Source organism: Streptomyces sp. 8N706 (assembly GCF_052245415.1).
GTDB lineage: Bacteria > Actinomycetota > Actinomycetes > Streptomycetales > Streptomycetaceae > Streptomyces.
Genome location: NZ_JBQQBW010000005.1, coordinates 99,645 through 119,741, shown reverse-complemented (window position 1 = coordinate 119,741; position 20,097 = coordinate 99,645). Strand labels below are relative to the sequence as shown.

Annotated in this window: 18 protein-coding genes; 4 read left to right on the top strand and 14 right to left on the bottom strand. The window is 72.7% G+C overall.

Annotated features, from left to right (window positions below; all coding sequences use genetic code 11):
• Positions 1-667 precede the first annotated feature (667 nt).
• Positions 668-1,852, top strand: a complete 1,185-nt coding sequence (locus ACTWQE_RS04090) for a THUMP-like domain-containing protein (protein WP_443327419.1) — start codon at positions 668-670, stop codon at positions 1,850-1,852.
• 243 nt (positions 1,853-2,095) lie between these two features.
• Here ACTWQE_RS04090 and ACTWQE_RS04085 read toward each other — a convergent pair whose 3' ends face one another.
• The 4 genes from ACTWQE_RS04085 to tsaB are packed head-to-tail and all read right to left on the bottom strand — an operon-like array spanning position 2,096 to position 4,803.
• On the bottom strand, positions 2,096-2,365 hold the full coding sequence (locus ACTWQE_RS04085) for a hypothetical protein (RefSeq protein ID WP_443327397.1): 270 nt from the start codon (positions 2,363-2,365) through the stop codon (positions 2,096-2,098).
• Positions 2,362-3,507 carry a tRNA (adenosine(37)-N6)-threonylcarbamoyltransferase complex transferase subunit TsaD gene (gene tsaD, locus ACTWQE_RS04080; protein ID WP_443327396.1) on the bottom strand — a complete coding sequence of 382 codons (1,146 nt, stop codon included), beginning with the start codon at positions 3,505-3,507 and terminating at the stop codon, positions 2,362-2,364. Before tsaD ends, ACTWQE_RS04085 begins: the two co-directional genes overlap by 4 nt.
• Positions 3,500-4,081 (bottom strand): ribosomal protein S18-alanine N-acetyltransferase, encoded by a 582-nt coding sequence (gene rimI / locus ACTWQE_RS04075; protein ID WP_443327418.1) that lies wholly within the window; start codon positions 4,079-4,081, stop codon positions 3,500-3,502. Before rimI ends, tsaD begins: the two co-directional genes overlap by 8 nt.
• Positions 4,082-4,134: 53 nt before the next feature.
• Positions 4,135-4,803, bottom strand: a complete 669-nt coding sequence (gene tsaB / locus ACTWQE_RS04070) for a tRNA (adenosine(37)-N6)-threonylcarbamoyltransferase complex dimerization subunit type 1 TsaB (protein WP_443327395.1) — start codon at positions 4,801-4,803, stop codon at positions 4,135-4,137.
• A 334-nt stretch (positions 4,804-5,137) separates the two neighbouring features.
• Here tsaB and ACTWQE_RS04065 point away from each other — a divergent pair, with 334 nt between their 5' ends.
• A complete protein-coding gene (locus ACTWQE_RS04065) occupies positions 5,138-5,698 on the top strand; it encodes a hypothetical protein (protein ID WP_443327394.1) in 561 nt (186 codons plus the stop codon).
• A gap of 163 nt (positions 5,699-5,861) precedes the next feature.
• On the top strand, positions 5,862-6,914 hold the full coding sequence (locus ACTWQE_RS04060; RefSeq protein ID WP_443327393.1) for a hypothetical protein: 1,053 nt from the start codon (positions 5,862-5,864) through the stop codon (positions 6,912-6,914).
• Positions 6,915-7,029: 115 nt separating this feature from the next.
• Here ACTWQE_RS04060 and tsaE read toward each other — a convergent pair whose 3' ends face one another.
• The 10 genes from tsaE to ACTWQE_RS04010 all read right to left on the bottom strand — a co-directional run bounded on the left by tsaE (position 7,030) and on the right by ACTWQE_RS04010 (position 18,877).
• Complete coding sequence (tsaE, locus tag ACTWQE_RS04055; protein ID WP_443327392.1) at positions 7,030-7,632, bottom strand: tRNA (adenosine(37)-N6)-threonylcarbamoyltransferase complex ATPase subunit type 1 TsaE; 603 nt, start codon at positions 7,630-7,632, stop codon at positions 7,030-7,032.
• A 41-nt stretch (positions 7,633-7,673) separates the two neighbouring features.
• A complete protein-coding gene (locus ACTWQE_RS04050; RefSeq protein ID WP_443327391.1) occupies positions 7,674-8,915 on the bottom strand; it encodes an alpha/beta fold hydrolase in 1,242 nt (413 codons plus the stop codon).
• Positions 8,916-9,106: 191 nt separating this feature from the next.
• Positions 9,107-10,291, bottom strand: coding sequence for an alanine racemase (alr, locus tag ACTWQE_RS04045; protein WP_443327390.1), 1,185 nt, complete (start codon positions 10,289-10,291; stop codon positions 9,107-9,109).
• Between the two features lie 97 nt (positions 10,292-10,388).
• A complete protein-coding gene (locus tag ACTWQE_RS04040) occupies positions 10,389-11,546 on the bottom strand; it encodes a L,D-transpeptidase family protein (RefSeq protein WP_443327389.1) in 1,158 nt (385 codons plus the stop codon).
• 677 nt (positions 11,547-12,223) lie between these two features.
• On the bottom strand, positions 12,224-13,720 hold the full coding sequence (locus ACTWQE_RS04035) for an NAD(P)H-hydrate dehydratase (RefSeq protein ID WP_443327388.1): 1,497 nt from the start codon (positions 13,718-13,720) through the stop codon (positions 12,224-12,226).
• 256 nt (positions 13,721-13,976) lie between these two features.
• A complete protein-coding gene (locus ACTWQE_RS04030) occupies positions 13,977-14,345 on the bottom strand; it encodes a holo-ACP synthase (protein ID WP_443327387.1) in 369 nt (122 codons plus the stop codon).
• A 58-nt stretch (positions 14,346-14,403) separates the two neighbouring features.
• A complete protein-coding gene (gene glmS / locus ACTWQE_RS04025; protein ID WP_443327386.1) occupies positions 14,404-16,251 on the bottom strand; it encodes a glutamine--fructose-6-phosphate transaminase (isomerizing) in 1,848 nt (615 codons plus the stop codon).
• A 249-nt stretch (positions 16,252-16,500) separates the two neighbouring features.
• Positions 16,501-16,818, bottom strand: coding sequence for a hypothetical protein (locus tag ACTWQE_RS04020; RefSeq protein WP_443327385.1), 318 nt, complete (start codon positions 16,816-16,818; stop codon positions 16,501-16,503).
• Between the two features lie 260 nt (positions 16,819-17,078).
• Complete coding sequence (locus ACTWQE_RS04015; protein ID WP_443327384.1) at positions 17,079-17,888, bottom strand: ABC transporter permease; 810 nt, start codon at positions 17,886-17,888, stop codon at positions 17,079-17,081.
• Positions 17,885-18,877 carry an ATP-binding cassette domain-containing protein gene (locus ACTWQE_RS04010; RefSeq protein WP_443327383.1) on the bottom strand — a complete coding sequence of 331 codons (993 nt, stop codon included), beginning with the start codon at positions 18,875-18,877 and terminating at the stop codon, positions 17,885-17,887. Before ACTWQE_RS04010 ends, ACTWQE_RS04015 begins: the two co-directional genes overlap by 4 nt.
• 223 nt (positions 18,878-19,100) lie before the next feature.
• Between ACTWQE_RS04010 and coaA the strand changes: the two genes are divergently transcribed.
• Positions 19,101-20,090, top strand: a complete 990-nt coding sequence (coaA, locus tag ACTWQE_RS04005; protein ID WP_443327382.1) for a type I pantothenate kinase — start codon at positions 19,101-19,103, stop codon at positions 20,088-20,090.
• Positions 20,091-20,097: the final 7 nt, after the last annotated feature.

The window sequence follows — 20,097 nt, the reverse complement described above, 5'->3', positions numbered from 1 at the left end:
CCCCGTTGCGACGGTGGGCGGAGCCGGCGGAAGGAGGGGCGGGCGGCTCAGCCCCCAGCGCTTGGCCGCTGCGAGGCGGGCGCCCTCGGACCTCACCGCTCCCCGGTAGTAGATGACCAGGTCCCGGGGGAGCTCCGCGGGGGCCCCGGTGACGAAGCCCGGGCCCGTGCCGGCGCCCGGGCTCCCTCCGGCCCCGGGCCGGGCGACGAGTCCGTCGGCCGGGGTGGGACGCGGTACGGCTTCGGGGCCCGGATGCGGTACGGCCTCTGGCCCCGGTTTCCGGTCCGGGTGGCGGTCAGGCGGCTGGTCAGGGTGCGGGCCAGGCGGCTGGTCCGGCCTCCGCTCCGGGGGCCGGTCCGGCCGCCGGTCCGAGGGCGGAGCCCCATGAGGAGCTGCTCCGGCGTGCCCGGCACCGGGCGGCACTCCTCCCTCGGGGTCGGCACGCCCCCGCGGCCCGGCGCGATCGGGAGGCTGCGCGCAGGCTCCTCCGACGACGCCGATCAGGAGCAGGGCGGCGGCCCCGTAGGCGGTGGGGCGGAATCTGCGGTCGTGAGTGCTTTTTTCATTTTGTCGTACTAGTTTCATGGCGCCGCATCCTGCCAGGACGTGGGCCCGGCGACGGTGCGACAGCGCCGTGGCGCCCGGCCCGTCCCCCGCTTGGCCCACAATTGATCGAGTGGATGCCCTCGACTCCTTCTCCGCCCTGCTCACCGACGAGGGCCGGGCCCTGCTCGCGGACCTGCGCGACTACGAGCCCGCGCACGAACTCGCGACCGCCACCCGGCTGCGCCGGGAGCACCCGGCCGAACTCGTCTCCAGCGCGCTGGGCCAGGCACGGCTGCGGCAGCGAGCCGTGGCCAAGTTCGGCGCCGAGGACGCGGCCGCCATGTTCTTCACGCCCGACGGCGTCGAGCAGGCGACCCGTACATCCGTCGCCACGTACCGCGCGGAGCGGTTCGCCGCGCTGGGCGTCAGGCGGCTGGCCGACCTGTGCTGCGGTATCGGCGGCGACGCCATCGCGCTCGCGCGGGCGGGTGTGGAGGTGCTGGCCGTCGACCGGTCCCCGCTGACCTGCGCGGTCGCCCGGGCCAACGCCGAGGCACTGGGGCTGGCCGACCTCATCGAGGTGCGCTGCGCGGATGTCGCGGAGGTCGACACCTCCCGATTCGACGCCGTCTTCGCCGACCCCGCACGGCGGGGCGGCCGAGGGCGGATCTTCGACCCGGAGGCCTACTCCCCGCCGCTGTCCTGGGCGGTGGGCGCCGCCCGTACGGCTCCGTACGCGGCACTGAAGATCGCACCCGGCATTCCCCACGAGGCGGTGCCGGACGACGCGGAGGCGGAGTGGATCTCGGACGGCGGTGAGGTCAAGGAAGCCGTCCTCTGGTTCGGCACAGGCCCCGGCACCCGGCGCGCCACGCTGCTGCCCGGCCCGCGCACCCTGACCGGCGCCGGTCTGCCGGACCCCGTGCCGGGCCCGGTCGGGCGCTGGCTGTACGAGCCGGACGGCGCGGTGATCCGGGCCCATCTCGTGGCGGACGTGGCGGCGGCGGTCGGCGGCCGGCTGATCGATCCGACGATCGCCTACGTGACAGCGGACGAGCTCCGCCCGACCCCGTACGCGACGGCGTACGAGATCACCGACGCGCTGCCCTTCCACCTCAAGAAGCTGAAGGCGCTGCTCCGTGAGCGCGAGGTCGGGAAGCTGACGGTGAAGAAGCGCGGCTCGGCCGTCGAGCCGGAGGAGCTCCGCAGAAAGGTCAAGCCGCAGGGTCCGAACGCGGCCACGGTCTTTCTCACCCGCGCGGCGGGCGCCCCCACGATGCTGATCGGCCACCCGGCTCCGTCCTGACGCACCGCCCGGCTGTCCGGTCCGGGTACGACCCGACCGGTCAGGCATCCGGTCACGCGATCAGGGCAGGAATTCAGGAGCCGATGGACCGGCCGTACGGCGTCCGCGACTGTGCCTTCCGCGATCCCTCCGGCAATCCGTTGCGCCTCAGCCGGCCCCGGGGGCCAGTAGCCCGCCTTGTCGCCACGGCCGCCCGCGGGAGGTGTGGCACGGGAGCGGGTTGACCGGTGACCTGCACGGGCCTCAGCCGGACGCCCGATCGTGGTCGAGCGCCTCGAAGCGCCAGCGGTGGACCGGGCGGTGGAGCAGGCCCGCGGCGGGGGCAGGCAGTTCGGGGAGGGCGGCGTCGAACGGTGCGTCCCACCAGGTGATCACCAGGACCCGGTCCCCGGGCGCGCTGAACGTCTCACGCCGCAGCGGCGTCCGTACGAGCTGCTGCTCGCGCGCCCACGCCAGCAGCTCCGGGCCGCGGCCCTCGGCGGCCCGCGCCTCCCACATCAGGGCCACCGTCATGAGTACAGATTGCCCTTGCTCAGCTCATGGAAGTGGTCGTGGTCATGAGTGTGCACGGGGTCGTCGGCGTTGCCGTGGCCGGGAGCGTCGTCGTGATCCTGGCCGGGCACGTGCGTTTCCGTGACCGGGAGCGAGGAGTCCGCGGGCAGATCCCAGGACGAGGCCGGGCGCCCGCGGACCACCATCTCCGCACCCAGCGCCGCGACCATCGCCCCGTTGTCCGTGCACAGCTTCGGGCGCGGCACCCGCAGCATGAGGCCCGCGTCCTCGCAGCGCCGCTCGGCCAGCGCGCGCAGCCGCGAGTTGGCGGCGACCCCGCCGCCGATCATCAGATGCTCCACACCGCTGTCCCGGCAGGCCCGTACGGCCTTGCGGGTCAGCACATCGACGACGGCCTCCTGGAAGGACGCCGCGACATCCGCGACCGGTACCTCCTCGCCCGCGGCGCGCTTCGCCTCGATCCAGCGGGCGACGGCCGTCTTGAGACCCGAGAAGGAGAAGTCGTAGATCGCGTCGCGGGGGCCGGTGAGGCCGCGGGGGAAGTTGATCGCCTCCGGATCGCCCTCGCGCGCGTAGCGGTCGATGACCGGGCCGCCGGGGAAGCCGAGGTTCAGCACCCGCGCGACCTTGTCGAAGGCCTCGCCCGCGGCGTCGTCGATGGTGGAGCCGAGGGGGCGTACGTCGCTGGTGATGTCCGGTGCCAGCAGCAGCGAGGAGTGGCCGCCCGACACCAGCAGGGCCATCGTCGGCTCGGGCAGCGGGCCGTGCTCCAGCTGGTCCACGCAGATGTGCGAGGCGAGATGGTTGACCCCGTAGAGCGGCTTGCCGAGCGCGTACGCGTATGCCTTGGCCGCCGAGACGCCGACCAGCAGCGCGCCCGCGAGCCCGGGCCCGGCCGTGACCGCCACCCCGTCGAGGTCGCTCGCCGCCACCCCGGCATCCTTGAGCGCCCGCTGAATCGTCGGAACCATCGCCTCCAGGTGCGCCCGGCTGGCGACCTCGGGGACGACGCCGCCGAAGCGGGCGTGCTCGTCCACGCTCGAGGCGACGGCGTCGGCGAGGAGGGTATGGCCGCGGACGATACCGACGCCGGTCTCGTCGCAGGAGGTCTCGATGCCGAGGACAAGCGGCTCGTCAGCCATCGTTGGTCGTTCCCTGTTCGTCCGTACCGGTGTCTGTGTCCGTGCCGGTGTCTGTGTCCGTGCCGGTGTCTGTGTCGGTGTCTGTGCCGACGATCGCGGGCTCGTCGGTGTCCATGACGGGGACGGTGTCCGCAGAGGATTCGGTACGGCGCATCACCACCGCGTCCACGTTCCCCGGCTGGTAGTAGCCGCGGCGGAATCCGATCGGCTCGAAGCCGAAACGCTCGTAGAGCCGCTGGGCACGGGTGTTGTCGACCCGTACCTCCAGCAGCACCTCATGGCACTCGAAGGCGGTGGCGCCCCTCAGAAGGTCGGTGAGGAGGCGTGCGCCGAGCCCGGTGCCCCAGTGCTCACGGGCGGCGGCGATGGTCTGGATGTCACCGGTGCCGTCGACGGCGGAGAGCCCGCCGTAGCCGACGATCCTGCCGTTCTCCTCGGCGACGACGAAGCGGCGGGTGGCCGACGGCCCTCGGGCATGGGCGAGTTCGGACCAGAACAGCCCCCGCGACCAGGCGTCGTCGGGGAAGAGCTCACGCTCGAGCTCCAGCACCGGCTCGATGTCCCACCAGCGCATCTCACGCAAGGTCACGGTGCCGGGGGGTCCCGCGGTCGCGTCGGTCACGTCGGTCACTTCGGTGTGACCACCTTGTAGTTCGCGGGCACCTGGGCGTCGGGGCGGCGCAGATACAGCGGCCGGTCGGGCAGGAAGTCCCCGCCCGAGGCGAGCCGCTCCGCCGCGAGGGAGGCCAGCGCCGCCGCGGACTGGTACTCGGGCATGCCGTCGGGCACCTGCGGGAACACCTCGCGGTACAGCACCGCTCCCGCGCCGACGACCGGGTCCGAGGCGACCTGCCCGGCGATGTCGGCGGGCCGGTCGACGGCGGGCTCGGTGATACGGGTGCGCGGGTCGGCGTAACGGGCCCAGTAGACCTCCTTGCGCCGGGCATCGGTGGCCACGGTGAACGGGCCTGCCAGCCCGGCCCGCCCGGCGGCGTACGCGATGCCGTCGAGCGTGCACAGCCCGTGGACCGGGGCGCCGGTCGCGGCGCCGAAGGCGGCGGCGGTCGCGAGCCCGACGCGCAGCCCGGTGTACGGACCGGGGCCGACGCCGACGACGATGCCGGTCACGGAGTCGATCTTCGTCCCGGCCTCGCGCAGCACCCGGTCGACGGCGGGCAGCAGCAGCTCGCCGTGGCGTCGCGCATCGACCTGGTTCGACTCGGCGACGACACCGTCCCCGTCGTGGAGGGCGACGGTGACGGCGGGGGTGGCGGTGTCAAGAGCGAGCAGCAGCACGCGTACAGCCTACGGCGCGTTCCGGGGACCCTGACCCGGTCCGCAGGGGGCGAAACGAGCCCCGGGCCCGGCGCAGGCCGCGACCGGTGGCAGCGCGGGCGGAGCAGGCGGTGGCCATGCGATCCGATCGCACTGCACGCCCGGAGTCATCCGGCGAGGAAGCGGCCGGCAACAACAGGACGGTGCCGCGGCAGCCCCGCTGGGGGCGGCGGCGCCACCGGGTGGCGGGACGGGTGTTCGCGCGCCCATGCGCGTAGTCGCACGGGCGCTCGGTGCTACGGTCTGGCCGGTAGGCGCAGGTATGGCGGACAGGCAGGACGAGAGGCGGCACAGGGTGGCACGGAGCAACTCCGGGACGATCGTGGCCGGTCTCACCGCCGCCGCCCTCGCCGTGGTCGGCTTCCTCGCCTTCCAGGCGTCCGCCGGCGCCCCCGCTGTCGGGGCCAAACCCCGACCCTCCGCCGCGACGCACCACGAGCCCGGAAAGTCCGCCGGGTCCGGCAAGAAGCAGGAACATCCCGTTCCGGAGAACTCCGGCAGCGGGGTGCGGGTCGTCTACTCGCTCGGCGAGAAGCGGGTCTGGCTGGTGGGCAACGACGACCGGCCCACCCGCAGCTACCAGGTCACCCCGAGCACCGTCAGCCCCTCGCCGGGCCAGTACGCGGTCACCTCCCGCTCCGCGCGTATCCCCGGCTCGGACGGGATTCCCGTGGAGCACGTCGTACGGTTCACCACGGTCGACGGAGTCGTGATCGGCTTCAGCGCGGCCGTCGACGGGTCGATGCCCGACCCGGCCTCGACGAGGAAGACCGGGGGCATCCGCGAGCAACGCGCCGACGGCGAGGCGCTGTGGACCTTCGCCACGATCGGCACCAAGGTCGTCGTGGTCGCCTGAGCGCCGGGCCGCCCACATCTCCGGGCGGCCGCAGAGCACTTCACCCGAACGGAGTACGCCGCGTCCGGGCACTCGTTGCCGATGGCCACGGGAAGACCGCCCCAGGCCCGACCAGTTGGCCCGGGCCAACTCCTAGGGTGTCGGTCGAACTGTTCGTCGAACCGTGGGGGGCACCGTGCGAGCGGCCGTACGCACGGGAATCGCCGGCTACGCCGTCGTGCTGACGGCCCTTCTCACCGGATGCGGCAGCACGGAGGCACCGCCGGGTCCGGGACGTCCCGCCACCTCGGGGAACCCGTCGGGCGCCCCCTCCACGGCGCCCGGCGTCGACGGCGAGGCCGACCCGGACCGGGTCTTCACCGAAGCCGACCTGAAGGCTGCGCTCCTGCCCGCCGAGGCGTTCGGCAGGCGCGCGAGGGTGACCGGGACGGACCTGGGGCTCTTCGGCCGGTACGGGGGCGGTGACTGGAGCCAGTGCGAGCCCGCGGACGACCTGCGCGAGGAGCTGAGGGGCTTCGCGGGGGCCGGCGCCCAGCAAACCGTGCGACTCGCACCCGCCGCCGAGCACGGCCCGATCGTCACTGTCCAGCTGGTGTCGATGGCCGCCGAGCGCACCGAGCGGTATCTGGAGGTCCGGCGCCGGCTCCACGAGACCTGTGCCGACGTCACCGTCGACACGGAGGCCGCCCCCGTCCTCGAGCACCACGAGGCCCGGGACATCGCCGGTCTCGGCGACGAGGCGCTGCTGGAGATCTCACGGCTCACCGGCGGTGACGAGTACGACGGCACTCCGTCCTACGCGGTCGACGTCCGCGTCGGCGGCGTACTCGCCATCGTGAGGGTGGGCGGCGACAAGGTTGACAAGGACACCGGCCTCTCGCTCGCCACGCGGACCGCCCAGCGGATCCGCACCGAGCTGTACGGGGCGGACCAGGGAGTGTCCGGCGAGGATCAGGCGGCGTCCCGGCGTCCCGCTCCGTCGGCGCCGCCGGACGCCCGCTCCGCGGCCTCCGGAGAGTCGGGCGGCGTGGAGACCGCACTCGCCGCGGCGCATGCGGCCAGCAGCTGGCTCATCGAAGGTGAGGACGAGGGTGACTGCGTCCGCGACAGCGGCGGCAGCTGGTCGTCGCTCCGACGCCCCGGCCTCAGCGCGTCAGCAGCGGGCTCATGGCGCGGCATGGATGCCTCCTGGGGCTCCTGGTGCAGGCGAGGTTAGGTAGACCTAACCAGGTCTCTGTCTCCATGTGACCATGCCCGGCACCGACCGCGCAACATCTTGCCGACGCCTTGTCGGAACGTAAACAGCACCGCAACGAACCGGACGGTCCCCTTCAGCCGGCCAGCGGAGACAGGTCGGCAGCAGCCCAGCGGGGCCCGACACCGGTAATCGCGACGTCCCGCAGATCGTTCTCCACGGTCTCGTCGCCCTCGGTCCGCCCGATCACCACATGCAGCCGGTCCTCCGAAAGATCCTCGACCTTCCCGTCACCCCACTCGACGACCACCACCGACTCGGGCAGCGACACATCGAGGTCGAGGTCCTCCATCTCGTCGAGCCCGCCGCCCAGCCGGTACGCGTCCACATGCACCAGCGCGGGGCCGCCGCTCAGCGAGGGATGCACCCGGGCGATCACGAACGTCGGCGAGGTGACCGCACCCCGCACGCCCAGCCCCTCCCCCAGCCCGCGGGCCAGTGTCGTCTTGCCCGCGCCCAGCCGGCCGGTCAACAGCACCAGGTCACCGGGGCGCAGCAGTTCGGCCAGCCGCTGCCCCAGCTCCCGCATCTGGTCGGGGCTGTGGACGGTGAGCGTCACGGCGGCGCGGGCAGCACCGACAGCAGCAGCGGCATCAGCGGCACCGGGCGTAGCGGGATCATGGGTGCTGCCCGGGCTGTCCGCGGGCGTCGCGGTGGGCGGGTCGTACGGGGCGTTCATACCGGCCGATGGTACGGGGCGGACGGGCGCGGGCGGGCCGCTCAGCCCTGTGCCGAGCGCGTCGCCCGTACCGCCGTCACCGAGGTGGCCGCACCGGTCCGCGCCAGGAGCTCCGTCAGCCGGTTCGTCACCGTCTCCGGGTGCTCGAGCATCACCAGATGGCCGGCGTCCGGCACCAGCACCAGTTCGGCGGCCGAGGGCAGCAGATCCGCGATCGCCTCGCTGTGCGAGCTCGGCGTCACCAGGTCCTTGTCCCCCGCGAGGACCAGCACCGGCAGGCCCCGGAAGTGCGCCAGGGCGTCCGCCTTGTCGTGCTCCTGGAAGGCCGGGTAGAACTCCGCGACGACATCGATCGGTGTCGACTCGATCATCCGCTCGGCAAAGCGCGCGATGGCCGGGTCGACGTCCCGGGAGCTGAAGGAGTACCGCTTGACCAGGCCCGCGAAGAGGTCAGCGGTGGCCCGCCGCCCCCGCTCCACCAGTTCCACCTGCGAGCCCAGGGCCTTGAGCACACCGGGGAGGAAGCGCCGTACCGCGTTCACCCCCGCGACCGGGAGCCCGTAGTTCACCTCGCCGAGCTTGCCCGCCGAGGTGCCCACGAGGGCGACGCCCGCCACCCGCTCCCGTATGAACCGGGGATCGTGGTCGGCCAGCGCCATCACCGTCATGCCGCCCATCGAATGCCCCACGAGCACCACGGGCCCCTCGGGCACCGCCGCGTCGAGCACCGCCTTCAGATCGCGCCCGAGCTGATCGATGCTGACGGGAAGACCGTCGCCCTGGGCCAGGCCACGGGCCGAACGACCGTGGCTGCGCTGATCCCAGTGCACCGTCCGCACCACACCGCGCAGGGCGGCTCGCTGGAAGTGCCAGGAGTCCTGGTTGAGGCAGTAGCCATGGCAGAAGACCACGGTCATCGGCGCCGGCCGGCGGCGGCCGAAGAGGCGGCGCCTGCGCGGCCCTTCCTCCTCCGGCCCGAGGTCGTCGACCTCGTAGTAGAGCTCGGTGCCGTCGTCGGAGACCGTGTAACCGGGAGTGCCGCGCAACGTGCCGTACGGGCCGGTGGCATCCAGCGCCAGCCGCGCCTTGCGGCGTATGCCCCGGCCGACGGTGAGCCGTTCGATGGCGACCCCCGCGGCGGCGCCCGCCGCTACCACGCCTATCGCCGCCCCGGCCACACCGGCGCGGCGCCAGCCCCCGGCTGCCGCCGCTCCCGCCGCCGCGGCGACCGCGTTCCCCGCGCCCACCGCGCCCCCCGCGCCTCTCGCGGTGCTTTCACCCATGGTCGTGCCGCTCCTCGTCGATGCGGTGCTCAGTCGGTGCCGTGCCCAGTCGTGCCGTCATCACGTGCCCACTGGTGCGGTGGTGCCGTGGTGCCGTGCCCGGTGGTGCCGTGGTGCCGTGGTGCCGTGCCCAGTGGTGCCGTGCCCAGCCGCGCTTCGGCCTGAGGCCCGCTCCAGCCTGACAGCTCGCTTCAGTCCTGAAGGGCGTCCTCATGGACGTAGACGCGCGGCACCCGGGTCCCGATCCGGGTGACGATCTCGTACCCGATGGTTCCGGCCGCACGCGCCCAGTCCTCCACGGTCGGCTCCCCCCGGTCGCCCGGACCGAACAGCACCGCCTCGTCCCCCACTTCGACCAGGTCACCGCCGAGATCGACCACGAACTGGTCCATGGCGACCCGGCCCGCCACCGTCCGCCACTTCCCTCCCAGGAGCACCGGCCCGCTGCCCGAGGCGTGCCGGGGTACCCCGTCCGCATACCCCACCGGCACGAGAGCGAGGGTGGTCTCGCCCGGGGTGATGTAGTAGTGGCCGTAGCTGACGCCGTGCCCCGGCGGGACCCGCTTGACCAGCGCGATGTCCGCGGCGAGCGTCATCACCTGCCGGAGCCCGAAGTCGGACGGAAGTCCGATCTCCGGGCTCGGGGAGACACCGTAGACGGCGATTCCGGTCCGTACCAGGTCGAAGTGGGACTCGGGGATCGTCAGCGCCGCCGGGGAGTTGGCCATATGCCGCACCTCCGGCTCCAGCCCCGCTCGCCCGGCCTCCTCCAACGCCTCGCCGTAGACGGCGAGCTGGGCCTTGATCGACGGGTGCCCGGGCTCGTCGGCACAGGCGAAGTGCGACCAGATACCGGTCACCGTGAGCAGGCCCTCGGCCTCGGCGGCGCGGGCGGCGGCCGTCAACTCGGGCCAGGCCGCGGGCGGGCAGCCATTGCGGCCGAGACCCGTGTCGATCTTGAGCTGCACCCGTGCCGTACGGCCGCACGCGCGGGCCGCGTCGATGACCTCGCGCAGCGCCCACATACCGCTCACCGACACATCGACGTCGGCCTCGATCACCTCGCGCCATGGTCCGCCGGGTGTCCACAGCCAGCACAGCAGCCGACCGGTGTCCCCCGCCTCGCGCAGCGCCAGGGCCTCCTGAGGCGTGGCGGTGCCGAGCCAGCTCGCGCCCGCCTGGCGGGCCGCACGGGCACACGGCACCGCGCCGTGGCCGTAGGCGTCCGACTTGACCACGGCCATCAGCTCGGAGCGGGGCGCGCGGGCGCGCAGCGCACGGACATTGGCCCGCAGGGCGGCCAGGTCGACCACGGCTCGGGCACGCATCGGTGGGGCGGTGGGGCCGGTGCGCTCCCCGCCTGCATATGCAGTCATCGGGGACAGTGTCTCACCGGGCCCGCGGCGGGTGGGGGCCCGGTGAGACACTGCCCCGCGCACCGGGGCCGCCACCCGGGCATGTCCGGCGGGAGCGTCAGGTCCCGGGGCGCCGCCCCCAGGAGAAGACGCGGTCGTCCTTCTGCAGGACGTTCCACAACACCTTGGCGTCCTGGTACGTGAGGTTCACGCAGCCGTACGAGCCACCCTCCTGGTCGTAGATATTGCCGAAAACGCCGTGGAACGCCTGGCCGCCGTTGAAGAACTGGGCGAAGGGCATCGGGGACTGGTAGATCGTCGAGAAGTGGTCCTCGTGCTTCCAGAAGATCCGGTTCCAGCCGACGCGGGTCGGGTAGCCGGGCTTGCCGCTGCGGATCGCCACGGGACCGAAGACGACCCGCCCGCCGTACTGCACCCACATCAGCTGGCGCGGGAGGTCGACGCATGCGACGCGGCCGTCCACCACCGGGCACAGGCCCTCGGGGTCGGGGTCGCGCCGGGCCTCGGCGAGCCGCATACGGCCCCAGGTGCTCGGCCCGGCGAAGCCGATGGCGGGTTCGATGTTCTCCTTGGTCTGCCAAGCGCGGATGGCCTCGCAGTCCCGCTTCGACTGCGTGCCGTTCACCGTGAGTCGGAGGAACTCCTCGACCTCACGCTGGTACGGACCGGTGGAGTCGGTGCAGCGCAACGGGCCCGCGGCATCGTCGCCGGGCTGGACCTCATCCGGCGGTACCAACTCGACGACGGGGTCGTGCGTGTCGTCAGGCGGAGCGGGAGAGGGGGGCGGCGGGGCCTGGTCGTGCGTCTTCGGGCCACGGCCGGGCGTGTGGGCGGCCCCGGCCTCACGGCCCGGCGCCTCCCGGACGCTCGATGACGGACGGCCCGGCGGGCCTTCGGCACCGGGGGGCACGGCCCCGGTGTGGGCCCCGGGCGTTACGGGCCCATCGTGGGCATCGGGCGCTACGGACCCTCCGTGGGCATCGGGTGGCAGGGATACGTCGCCGGGGATCCGCGGTGGCAGCGCCTGATCGGGTGTGTCCACATGCCGCTCGCCCTCCCCGGGGGGAATGCCGGGCACGAGCGCTTCGAGGGGGACGGCGGTGCCACGGACGCCTTGTCCGCCCGGCGGCTCCGGACCGGCGGCCACCGCTTCGGTTCCGCCGATCACCAACGGCAGCAGGGCCGCGACGGCGAGCACCGCAGCGAAGGGCCGCCCGCTCCTCTTCACCGCTGAACGCATCCCGGTTGAACGCATCCCGTTCCTCTCCACGGCGGGCGTACCGCGGGCCCGCGCGTCGGGAGGGACGGCACACCGCAGAACGATCCGAACACGGTTACGGTCCCGTCCCGGGTGCCGCGACCCACCGCGGCGGCCCGGAGACCACCCCGATGCCGCAGGTTCTCCGCCCACGCGGCGGAGCAGGCCGGCGCGTTCCGCCCCGGCACCACCGACAGCGCGCCGGCGCCACCACACAGTGCTCCGACGACCCCGCCCCGGAACCTTCGAGCATCCTCCTTCCCGACGCCCGTGGAGCAGCGGGTCCGAGAACCCATCGGGCACGACGGGCATCGAGGCACACCGGACATCGGACGCTCCGGCCGGGAGGCCGGGCCTCCGTCGCGCACGAGAACGTGGCGCGCGAGAACAACTCAGCGCGACGATCGCACCCACCCCTCCCGCCGAGGGCGGTACGGTCCCGGACACCACACCGCCGAACCCTGCATGGACCCGCCATGCACGGCCTCGTACCGTGCACCAGCACGACGGACCGCCACCGGCCCGTCCGTCGCGGCGCGCTCACCGGGCCGTACGTCGCAGCCCCATATCCCTCACCGGGCCGTGCATCGCCGCGCGCTCAGCGGCGCGCATGTGGCGGCGCGCTCAGAGCGTCGTCCATCGCGCGTGCTCAACGACCGTACGCCGCAGCCTCCTCAGCGGGCCCGTACGTCGCGCCAGGCCGCAGCCAGGCACTCGGCCACCTCCGAAGCTCCCATCGGGCCTCCCTCCCGCCCCGCCGCGCGCCGACCCGCGAGGCCGTGGAGATACGCCGCCGCCGACGCCGCCTCCCGTGCCTCGAGCCCGGCCGCGAGCAGCGCTCCGGCCAGTCCGGACAGCACGTCGCCGCTACCCGCCGTGGCCAGCCATCCCGTGCCGGTGGGGTTGACCCGGACCGGGATGCCGTCGGACGTATCGGAGGCACGGGAGGCGCCGTCGGAGAGGGAGGAGGCGGCACTCACCAGCGTCGTCGAGCCCTTCAGCAGCACTGTCGTCCCGTACTCCGCCGCCAGCCTGCGCACCGAGGACAGCCGCGCCGCCTCGACCTCCTCGCGGGCGACCCCCAGAAGCACGGCGGCCTCCCCCGCGTGCGGCGTCAGCACCGTGGCCGCCCGGCGCGAGCGGAGCCGTTCGCGGTCCAGCAGCCGCAGCCCGTCGGCGTCCACGAGCACCGGGACGTCCGAGGCGAGCACATCGTCCAGCGCCTGCCGGGCATCCGGCCCGTCGCCCAGACCGGGCCCGACAACCCACGCCTGTACGCGCCCCGCCTTCGCCGGAGGCCCGGCGTGCACCAGGGACTCGGGGAAGCGGGCGATCACCGCGTCCGCGGCCGGGCCGACGTACCGTACGGCACCGGCCCCGCCCCGCAACGCTCCCGACACCGCGAGCACCGCCGCTCCCGGATAGCGGGCCGAACCTGCCACCACCCCCACCACACCCCGCCGGTACTTGTCGCTCTCCGGCAAGGGGACCGGCAGCCGCTCCGCCACATCCGCGTGCTGCAGCGCCTCCACGTCCGGGACAGCGGGCAGATACGGCTCGAGGCCGATGCCGATCAGCCGCAGCGCGCCCGTCCGTTCGGCGGCCGGGTCGATGAGCAGGCCCGGCTTGTAGGCGCCGAACGTGACGGTGGCGTCGGCGTACACCGCTTCGCCCGCCACCTCGCCGGTGTCCGCGTTCACCCCGCTGGGCAGGTCGACGGCGACGATGCCCGCCCCCGACTCCCGGGCCGTCCGGGCGAGCCGTGCGGCATCCGGGCGCAGCCCGCCCCGGCCCCCGATCCCCACGATGCCGTCGACGACGAGATCGGACCGTTCGATCACGCGTTCGCCGACGTCCCCCGGCACCGCGCGCCCGCCGGCCCGGCGCAGCGCGGCCAGTCCACCGGGGTGCGTACGGTCGGGGGCGAGCAGCACCGCCGTGACACCGGCGCCGCGCCCCGCCAGCCGGGCCCCGGCGTAGAGCGCGTCGCCGCCGTTGTCCCCGCTGCCGACGAGCAGCGCGACGCGCGCCCCGTACACCCGGCCGAGGAGATCGGCGCAGGAGGCGGCGAGTCCGGCCGCGGCGCGCTGCATGAGCGCCCCGTCCGGCAGTCGTGCCATCAGCTCCCGCTCGGCGGCCCGTACGGTCTCCACGCTGTACGCAGTTCTCATGGCCCCCAGTCTTCCCACGAGCGGGCCGGACCGCGCGCGATGGGGGTGCCGGGTGTCACCGGTGGTCCGTACACGGCGGCTTGCGCCGGGCGGTCCGCACCGGGTGTGAAACCGGCCACGCCGCCGCACGATCTCCCGTGGGACGACGGCGGGCTGAGCGTCCGTCAACTGACGGTCCATGGACGGTCGTCGCTCGTCATGGACGGTCCACGGTCCCGGCGCGGCGCTACCTTTCGGCGATCAGCAAGGCCGAGCGCTACCCTTCGGCGATCACCACGGCCGAGGCGACGCCCGCGTCGTGGCTCAGTGAGACATGCCAGGTGCGGACCCCGAGCTCCGCGGCCCGGGCGGCCACGGTTCCCGTCACCCGCAACAGCGGGCGGCCGCTGTCCTCGGTGAGGACCTCCGCGTCCGTCCACTGCAGACCGCCGGGGGCGCCCAGCGCCTTCGCCAGTGCCTCCTTGGCGGCGAAGCGCGCGGCCAGGGAGGCCACTCCGCGCCGTTCACCGCTGGGGAGCGAGAGCTCCCGCTCGACGAAGACCCGGTCCGCCAGCCCCGGCGTACGCTCCAGCGCGGCGGCGAAGCGGTCGATCTCCGCGACGTCGATCCCCACCCCGATGATCACGTGCGGCCCCTACGGGCCGAAGCACGAGCCCACGTACGGGCCGACGCACAGGCACGGCTCACTCGACCGTCACCGACTTCGCCAGGTTGCGCGGCTGGTCCACCTCGTTGCCGCGCGCCGTCGCCAGCTCGCACGCGAAGACCTGGAGCGGCACCGTCGCGACCAGCGGCTGGAGAAGCGTGGGGGTGGCCGGAATACGGATCAGGTGGTCGGCGTACGGGACGACCGTCTCGTCGCCGTCCTCCGCGATCACGATCGTCCGCGCCCCCCGGGCACGGATCTCCTGGATGTTGGAGACGATCTTGTCGTGCAGCACGGAGCGGCCGCGCGGCGACGGCACGACCACCACCACCGGCAGGTCGTCCTCGATCAGCGCGATCGGCCCGTGCTTCAGCTCGCCCGCCGCGAAGCCCTCGGCGTGCATGTACGCGAGCTCCTTGAGCTTGAGCGCACCCTCCAGCGCGACCGGGAAGCCCACATGCCGCCCGAGGAACAGCACCGTGTTCTTCCCCGACAGCGTCCGGGCCAGCTCCCGTACGGGCTCCATGGTCTCCAGCACCTGCTCGACCTGGGTGCTGATCTCCGACAGTTCACGGATCACGGACTGGATCTCATCGCCCCACTTGGTGCCGCGCACCTGGCCCAGATAGAGCGCCACCAGATAACAGGCGACCAGCTGGGTCAGAAACGCCTTGGTCGAGGCGACGGCGACCTCCGGCCCGGCGTGCGTGTACAGGACCGCGTCCGACTCCCTCGGGATCGTCGAACCGTTGGTGTTGCAGATGGCGAGGACCTTCGCACCCTGCTCCCTGGCGTGCCGCAACGCCATGAGGGTGTCCATCGTCTCGCCGGACTGCGAGATGGCGATCACCAGGGTCCGGGGGTCCAGAATCGGATCCCGGTACCGGAATTCACTCGCCAGCTCCGTCTCGCACGGGATCCGGGTCCAGTGCTCGATCGCGTACTTCGCGATCATGCCCGCGTGGAAGGCGGTCCCGCACGCGACAATGACGATCTTGTTGACCTCCCTGAGGACGGAGGCGGGGATGCGGACCTCGTCCAGGCTGAGGGTGCCCGCCCCGTCGATCCGGCCCAGCAGGGTGTCGGCCACGGCCTTCGGCTGCTCGGCGATCTCCTTGAGCATGAAGTAGTCGTAGCCGCCCTTCTCGGCGGCGGAGGCGTCCCAGTCGACGTGGTACTCGCGGACGTCCGCGGGCGCTCCGTCGAAGTCGGTGACCGTCACACCGTCCCGGCGCAGCTCGACGACCTGGTCCTGGCCGAGCTCGATGGCCTCGCGGGTGTGCGCGATGAAGGCGGCGACATCGGAGGCGAGGAAGGCCTCGCCGTCGCCGACGCCGACGACCAGGGGAGAGTTGCGGCGCGCTCCGACCACCACGTCCGGCGCGTCGGCGTGGACCGCGACGAGGGTGAAGGCCCCGTCCAGGCGGCGGCACACCAGCCGCATGGCCTCGGCGAGGTCATTGCAGGAGGAGAAGGACTCGGCGAGCAGGTGTGCCACGACCTCGGTGTCCGTCTCGGACTCCAGGGTGTGTCCCCGGTCGGCCAACTCGGCGCGCAGCGAGGCGAAGTTCTCGATGATGCCGTTGTGGACGACGGACACCCGGCCCGCGTTGTCCAGGTGCGGATGGGCGTTGGCGTCGTTGGGGGCTCCATGGGTGGCCCACCGGGTGTGGCCGATACCGGTACTTCCGCTCGGCAGCGGACGGCCGGCCAGCTCCTTCTCCAGGTTGGCGAGCTTGCCCGCCTTCTTGGCCGCGGCGAGCCCGCCGTCGGCGAGCACGGCCACCCCGGCCGAGTCATAGCCCCGGTACTCCAGCCGCTTCAGGCCGGCGATCACGACATCGAGGGCGGACTGCCCTCCCACGTACCCAACGATTCCGCACATGCGGGCAGCCTACGTGGCGTACGGGCGGCCATCGATCAGCGGCCGGGGGCGATCCGGCGGCGCCACCCGGGATCCGCTCGGCGGCAGGACGCGATCCGCAGCCCGGCGCCGTATCCGCCCGGCAGCCGGGCGCGATCCGAGGCGTCGCACCGTATCCGGCCCAGCAGCCGGTGCCGATCCGCAGGGCACCCGATGCGGACCCGCTTCAGCAGCCGGTGCCGGTCCGGCCGGGAACCGATGCGGACCCGCTCAGCAGCCGCGCGCGATGCGGTCGAGGGCCTCCTGTACCAGGTCCAGATACTCGACCTCCTCGCACCGGGGCTTGCTCCCCATCTCGTACAGGTCGAGACAGTCGGCGAGCTCCTCCCCCAGATCCTCGTCGGGCAGCGCGGCGGCGAGTTCACTGCACACCCGGCCCGCGAACTCCTCCCGGGTCAGCAGCGGCCCCGGCACGCGGTCCCCGCGCTCTTCCCCGCCCCGTCCGCCCCGGCCGCGTCTTCGCGGTCTGCCGCGGTCGCCGTCCTTGCCGTCGCCGCGGCTGACGAGGTCACGAAGGCGTGTGGACATAACGGGCCCCCTCCGGCACATGCAGTTCCACGGCTCGTCCCCCGACATCGGGGACGCTAGCGCCGAATATCGGCCAGGTATAGACCTCCGACGCGGAACGCTCAGAGCCGGTCAGGCACGCTCAAGGACGCTCGGCATGCCTCAAAAATTGCTCACCAGGACGCCCGGCACCCGTGCCGGCACCGGTGAAGGCCGTTCAGGGACACCCGGGACGCCGGGAACGCTCCCGGCACCCAGCAGACGCTCGTCCGCACCCCCGCTCAGACGCGGGCCCGGTAGGCACGCATGGCGAGCGGGATGAACACCGCCGCTATCGCCGCCGCCCACAGCAGCGACCAGAAGACCGGCCCGGCCACCTCCCCTCCGGTCAGCAGACCGCGGAAGGCATCGGACAGATGGGTGACGGGATTGATGTCCACCCACGCCTGGAGCCAGCCGGGCATCGTGTCGACGCGGACGAACGCACTGCTGGTGAACGTGATCGGGAAGATGATCGTGAAGGCGAAGACCTGCACCTTCTCGGGGTCGCCCGCCAGCATGCCGATGAGCACGGCGCTCCAGGACACCGCCGCGGCGAAGGTCATGAGCAACAGCGCGGCGGCGAGGAAGCCCCCGAGCCCGGTGGTGATCCGGAAGCCCAGGAGCGTGCCCAGGCCGATCATCAGCAGCATCGCCCACAGCTGCTTGGCCAGGTCGGCCGCGATCCGCCCGAAGAGCGGCGCCGACCGGGCTATCGGCAGGCTGCGCAGCCGGTCGAAGACACCCTTGGTCAGGTCGGAGTTGAGCGCCATCGCCGTGTACATGGTCATGAACAGGGTGTTCTGCACGATGATCCCGGCCAGCGCGTACTGCAGATAGTCCTTGGGCGAGCCGGCCATCTGACCGCCGAAGACATACGTGAAAAGAAACACGAACATGATCGGCGTGATGCTGAAGTCGACCAGCTCCAACGGGTTGTGCTTGACCGACACCAGACTCCGCCACGCCATGGTGCCGATCTGCTGGAGCGCGGCGCCCGGCCGCACCCGGCCGCTCTTGGTCAGCGGAGCCGTGATCGTGGCGGCACTCATGCCGAACTCCCCACCTTCTCGAACGCGTCCTCCTCTGAGGGCCCCTCCTCCGTCTCCGGCTCGGCACGGTGACCCGTCAGCGCCATGAACACCTCGTCGAGGCTGGAGCGCCGCAGCGTGAGCTCCCCCACCGCGATCCCGGCCTGGTCCAGCCGCCGTACGACTGCGGGCATCAGCTCGGGGTCCTTCACCGGAGCGGTGATCACCGCTCCCTCGATCTTGGTCTGGGCGCCTGCCGCCTCCACGATCAGAGCGTGCGCCGGGGCCAGATCCGTATCCCGCACCGGCCGCAGCTGCAGCACCTGGCCGCCGACCGCCGACTTCAGCTCATCGGGCGTGCCACCGGCTATCACCCGGCCCTTGTCGATCACCACGATGTCATCGGCGAGCTGGTCCGCCTCGTTCAGATACTGCGTGGTCAGCAGCGCCGTCACCCCCTCGGCCACCAGCCCGCGCACCATGTCCCAGAGTTCGCTGCGGCTGTGCGGGTCGAGGCCGGTCGTCGGCTCGTCGAGAAAGAGGATCTGCGGCCGTCCGACCAGGCTCGCCGCCAGGTCCAGACGCCGTCGCATACCGCCCGAGTACGTCTTCGCCGCGCGCCCCGCCGCGTCACTCAGCTGAAAGCGGTCCAGGAGCTCCCCGGCCCGCGCCTTCGACTCCCTCCTGGGCAGTCCGAGCAGCCGGCCGATCAGCAGCAGGTTCTCGGTGCCCGACAGATTCTCGTCGACCGCCGCGTACTGCCCCGTCAGTCCGACGACCGAGCGGACCAGGCCGGCCTCCCGCACCACGTCGTGCCCGGCCACCGTCGCTCGGCCGGCATCCGGGCGGATCAGCGTGGCGAAGATCCGGACCGCGGTCGTCTTGCCCGCCCCGTTGGGACCCAGCATGCCGAGCACGGTTCCGGTACGCGCGGCCAGATCCACTCCGGCCAGCGCCTGCGTCTCCTTGAACCGTTTGGCCAGGCCCTCCGCCTGGATCGCGTACGTCATGGACGTCCCCTCGGATTGACGAAGCCTGTCTCGGGATCCACACCTCCCACAACTGTGACGCACACCACTGACATTCCTCCCGGCGGCGGCCGCACCCGCACACCGCCGGTGGTTCGGCCCGCGTCCCGGCCCCCGGCCGGCAGGTGTCCGGGCCCCGCGGGGGGTGCGGGGCGTGAGCGACACCACGCCCCGCACCGCCCGCCGAACGCACACAATGAGACCTGTGATCACCTCTCCAGCGCGCAGCACCCAACGACGGGCCGAGACGAGCCCGTATGTGGACCTCACCCGCGCCGAGTGGAGTGCCCTCCGGGAACGGACGCCCCTGCCGCTGACCGCCGAGGAGGTGGAGCGGCTGCGCGGACTCGGCGACGTCATCGACCTCGACGAGGTGCGGGACGTCTACCTCCCGCTGTCCCGGCTGCTCAACCTCTATGTGGCCGCCACGGGCAATCTGCGGGGTGCGCTGAACACCTTCCTGGGCGACGCGGGCAATGGCCACGGCTCACAGCCCGGCACCCCGTTCGTCATAGGCGTCGCGGGCAGTGTCGCGGTCGGCAAGTCGACGACGGCCCGGCTCCTCCAGGCGCTGCTGGCGCGCTGGCCCGAGCACCCGCGCGTGGAGCTGATCACCACCGACGGCTTCCTGCTCCCCAACGCCGAGCTGCACCGGCGCGGTCTGATGTCCCGCAAGGGCTTCCCCGAGTCCTACGACCGCCGCGCCCTGACCCGCTTCGTGGCCGATGTGAAGTCCGGCAAGGACGAGGTCACCGCCCCCGTCTACTCCCATCTCATCTACGACATCGTCCCGGGTGAACAACTCACCGTGCGCCGCCCGGACATCCTCATCGTCGAGGGCCTCAACGTCCTCCAGCCCGCCCTGCCCGGCAAGGACGGTCGTACGCGCCTGGGTCTCGCGGACTTCTTCGACTTCAGCGTGTATGTGGACGCGCGCGCGGAAGACATCGAGCACTGGTACCTCGGCCGCTTCCGCAAGCTGCGCAGGACGGCGTTCCAGAAACCCTCTTCGTACTTCCGCAAGTACACCCAGGTCTCCGAGGAAGAGGCGCTGGACTACGCCCGCCTGATGTGGCGTACCATCAACCGCCCGAACCTCGAGCAGAACGTCGCACCGACCCGCGGCCGCGCCACGCTGGTGCTCCGCAAGGGACCGGACCACAAGGTCCAGAGGCTGAGCCTTCGCAAACTCTGACGCACTA

Coding starts and splice junctions, on each gene's coding strand:
- rimI (WP_443327418.1), bottom strand. CDS start 4,081: ATGCGCTGGTGGGACATCGAGCCGGTGCTGGAGCTCGAGCGTGAGCTC.
- ACTWQE_RS04085 (WP_443327397.1), bottom strand. CDS start 2,365: ATGACGGTGGCCCTGATGTGGGAGGCGCGGGCCGCCGAGGGCCGCGGC.
- glmS (WP_443327386.1), bottom strand. CDS start 16,251: ATGTGCGGAATCGTTGGGTACGTGGGAGGGCAGTCCGCCCTCGATGTC.
- ACTWQE_RS04050 (WP_443327391.1), bottom strand. CDS start 8,915: ATGGGTGAAAGCACCGCGAGAGGCGCGGGGGGCGCGGTGGGCGCGGGG.
- ACTWQE_RS04040 (WP_443327389.1), bottom strand. CDS start 11,546: ATGCGTTCAACCGGGATGCGTTCAGCGGTGAAGAGGAGCGGGCGGCCC.
- ACTWQE_RS04010 (WP_443327383.1), bottom strand. CDS start 18,877: ATGACGTACGCGATCCAGGCGGAGGGCCTGGCCAAACGGTTCAAGGAG.
- ACTWQE_RS04015 (WP_443327384.1), bottom strand. CDS start 17,888: ATGAGTGCCGCCACGATCACGGCTCCGCTGACCAAGAGCGGCCGGGTG.
- alr (WP_443327390.1), bottom strand. CDS start 10,291: ATGACTGCATATGCAGGCGGGGAGCGCACCGGCCCCACCGCCCCACCG.
- ACTWQE_RS04035 (WP_443327388.1), bottom strand. CDS start 13,720: ATGAGAACTGCGTACAGCGTGGAGACCGTACGGGCCGCCGAGCGGGAG.
- tsaE (WP_443327392.1), bottom strand. CDS start 7,632: ATGAACGCCCCGTACGACCCGCCCACCGCGACGCCCGCGGACAGCCCG.
- tsaD (WP_443327396.1), bottom strand. CDS start 3,507: ATGGCTGACGAGCCGCTTGTCCTCGGCATCGAGACCTCCTGCGACGAG.
- ACTWQE_RS04020 (WP_443327385.1), bottom strand. CDS start 16,818: ATGTCCACACGCCTTCGTGACCTCGTCAGCCGCGGCGACGGCAAGGAC.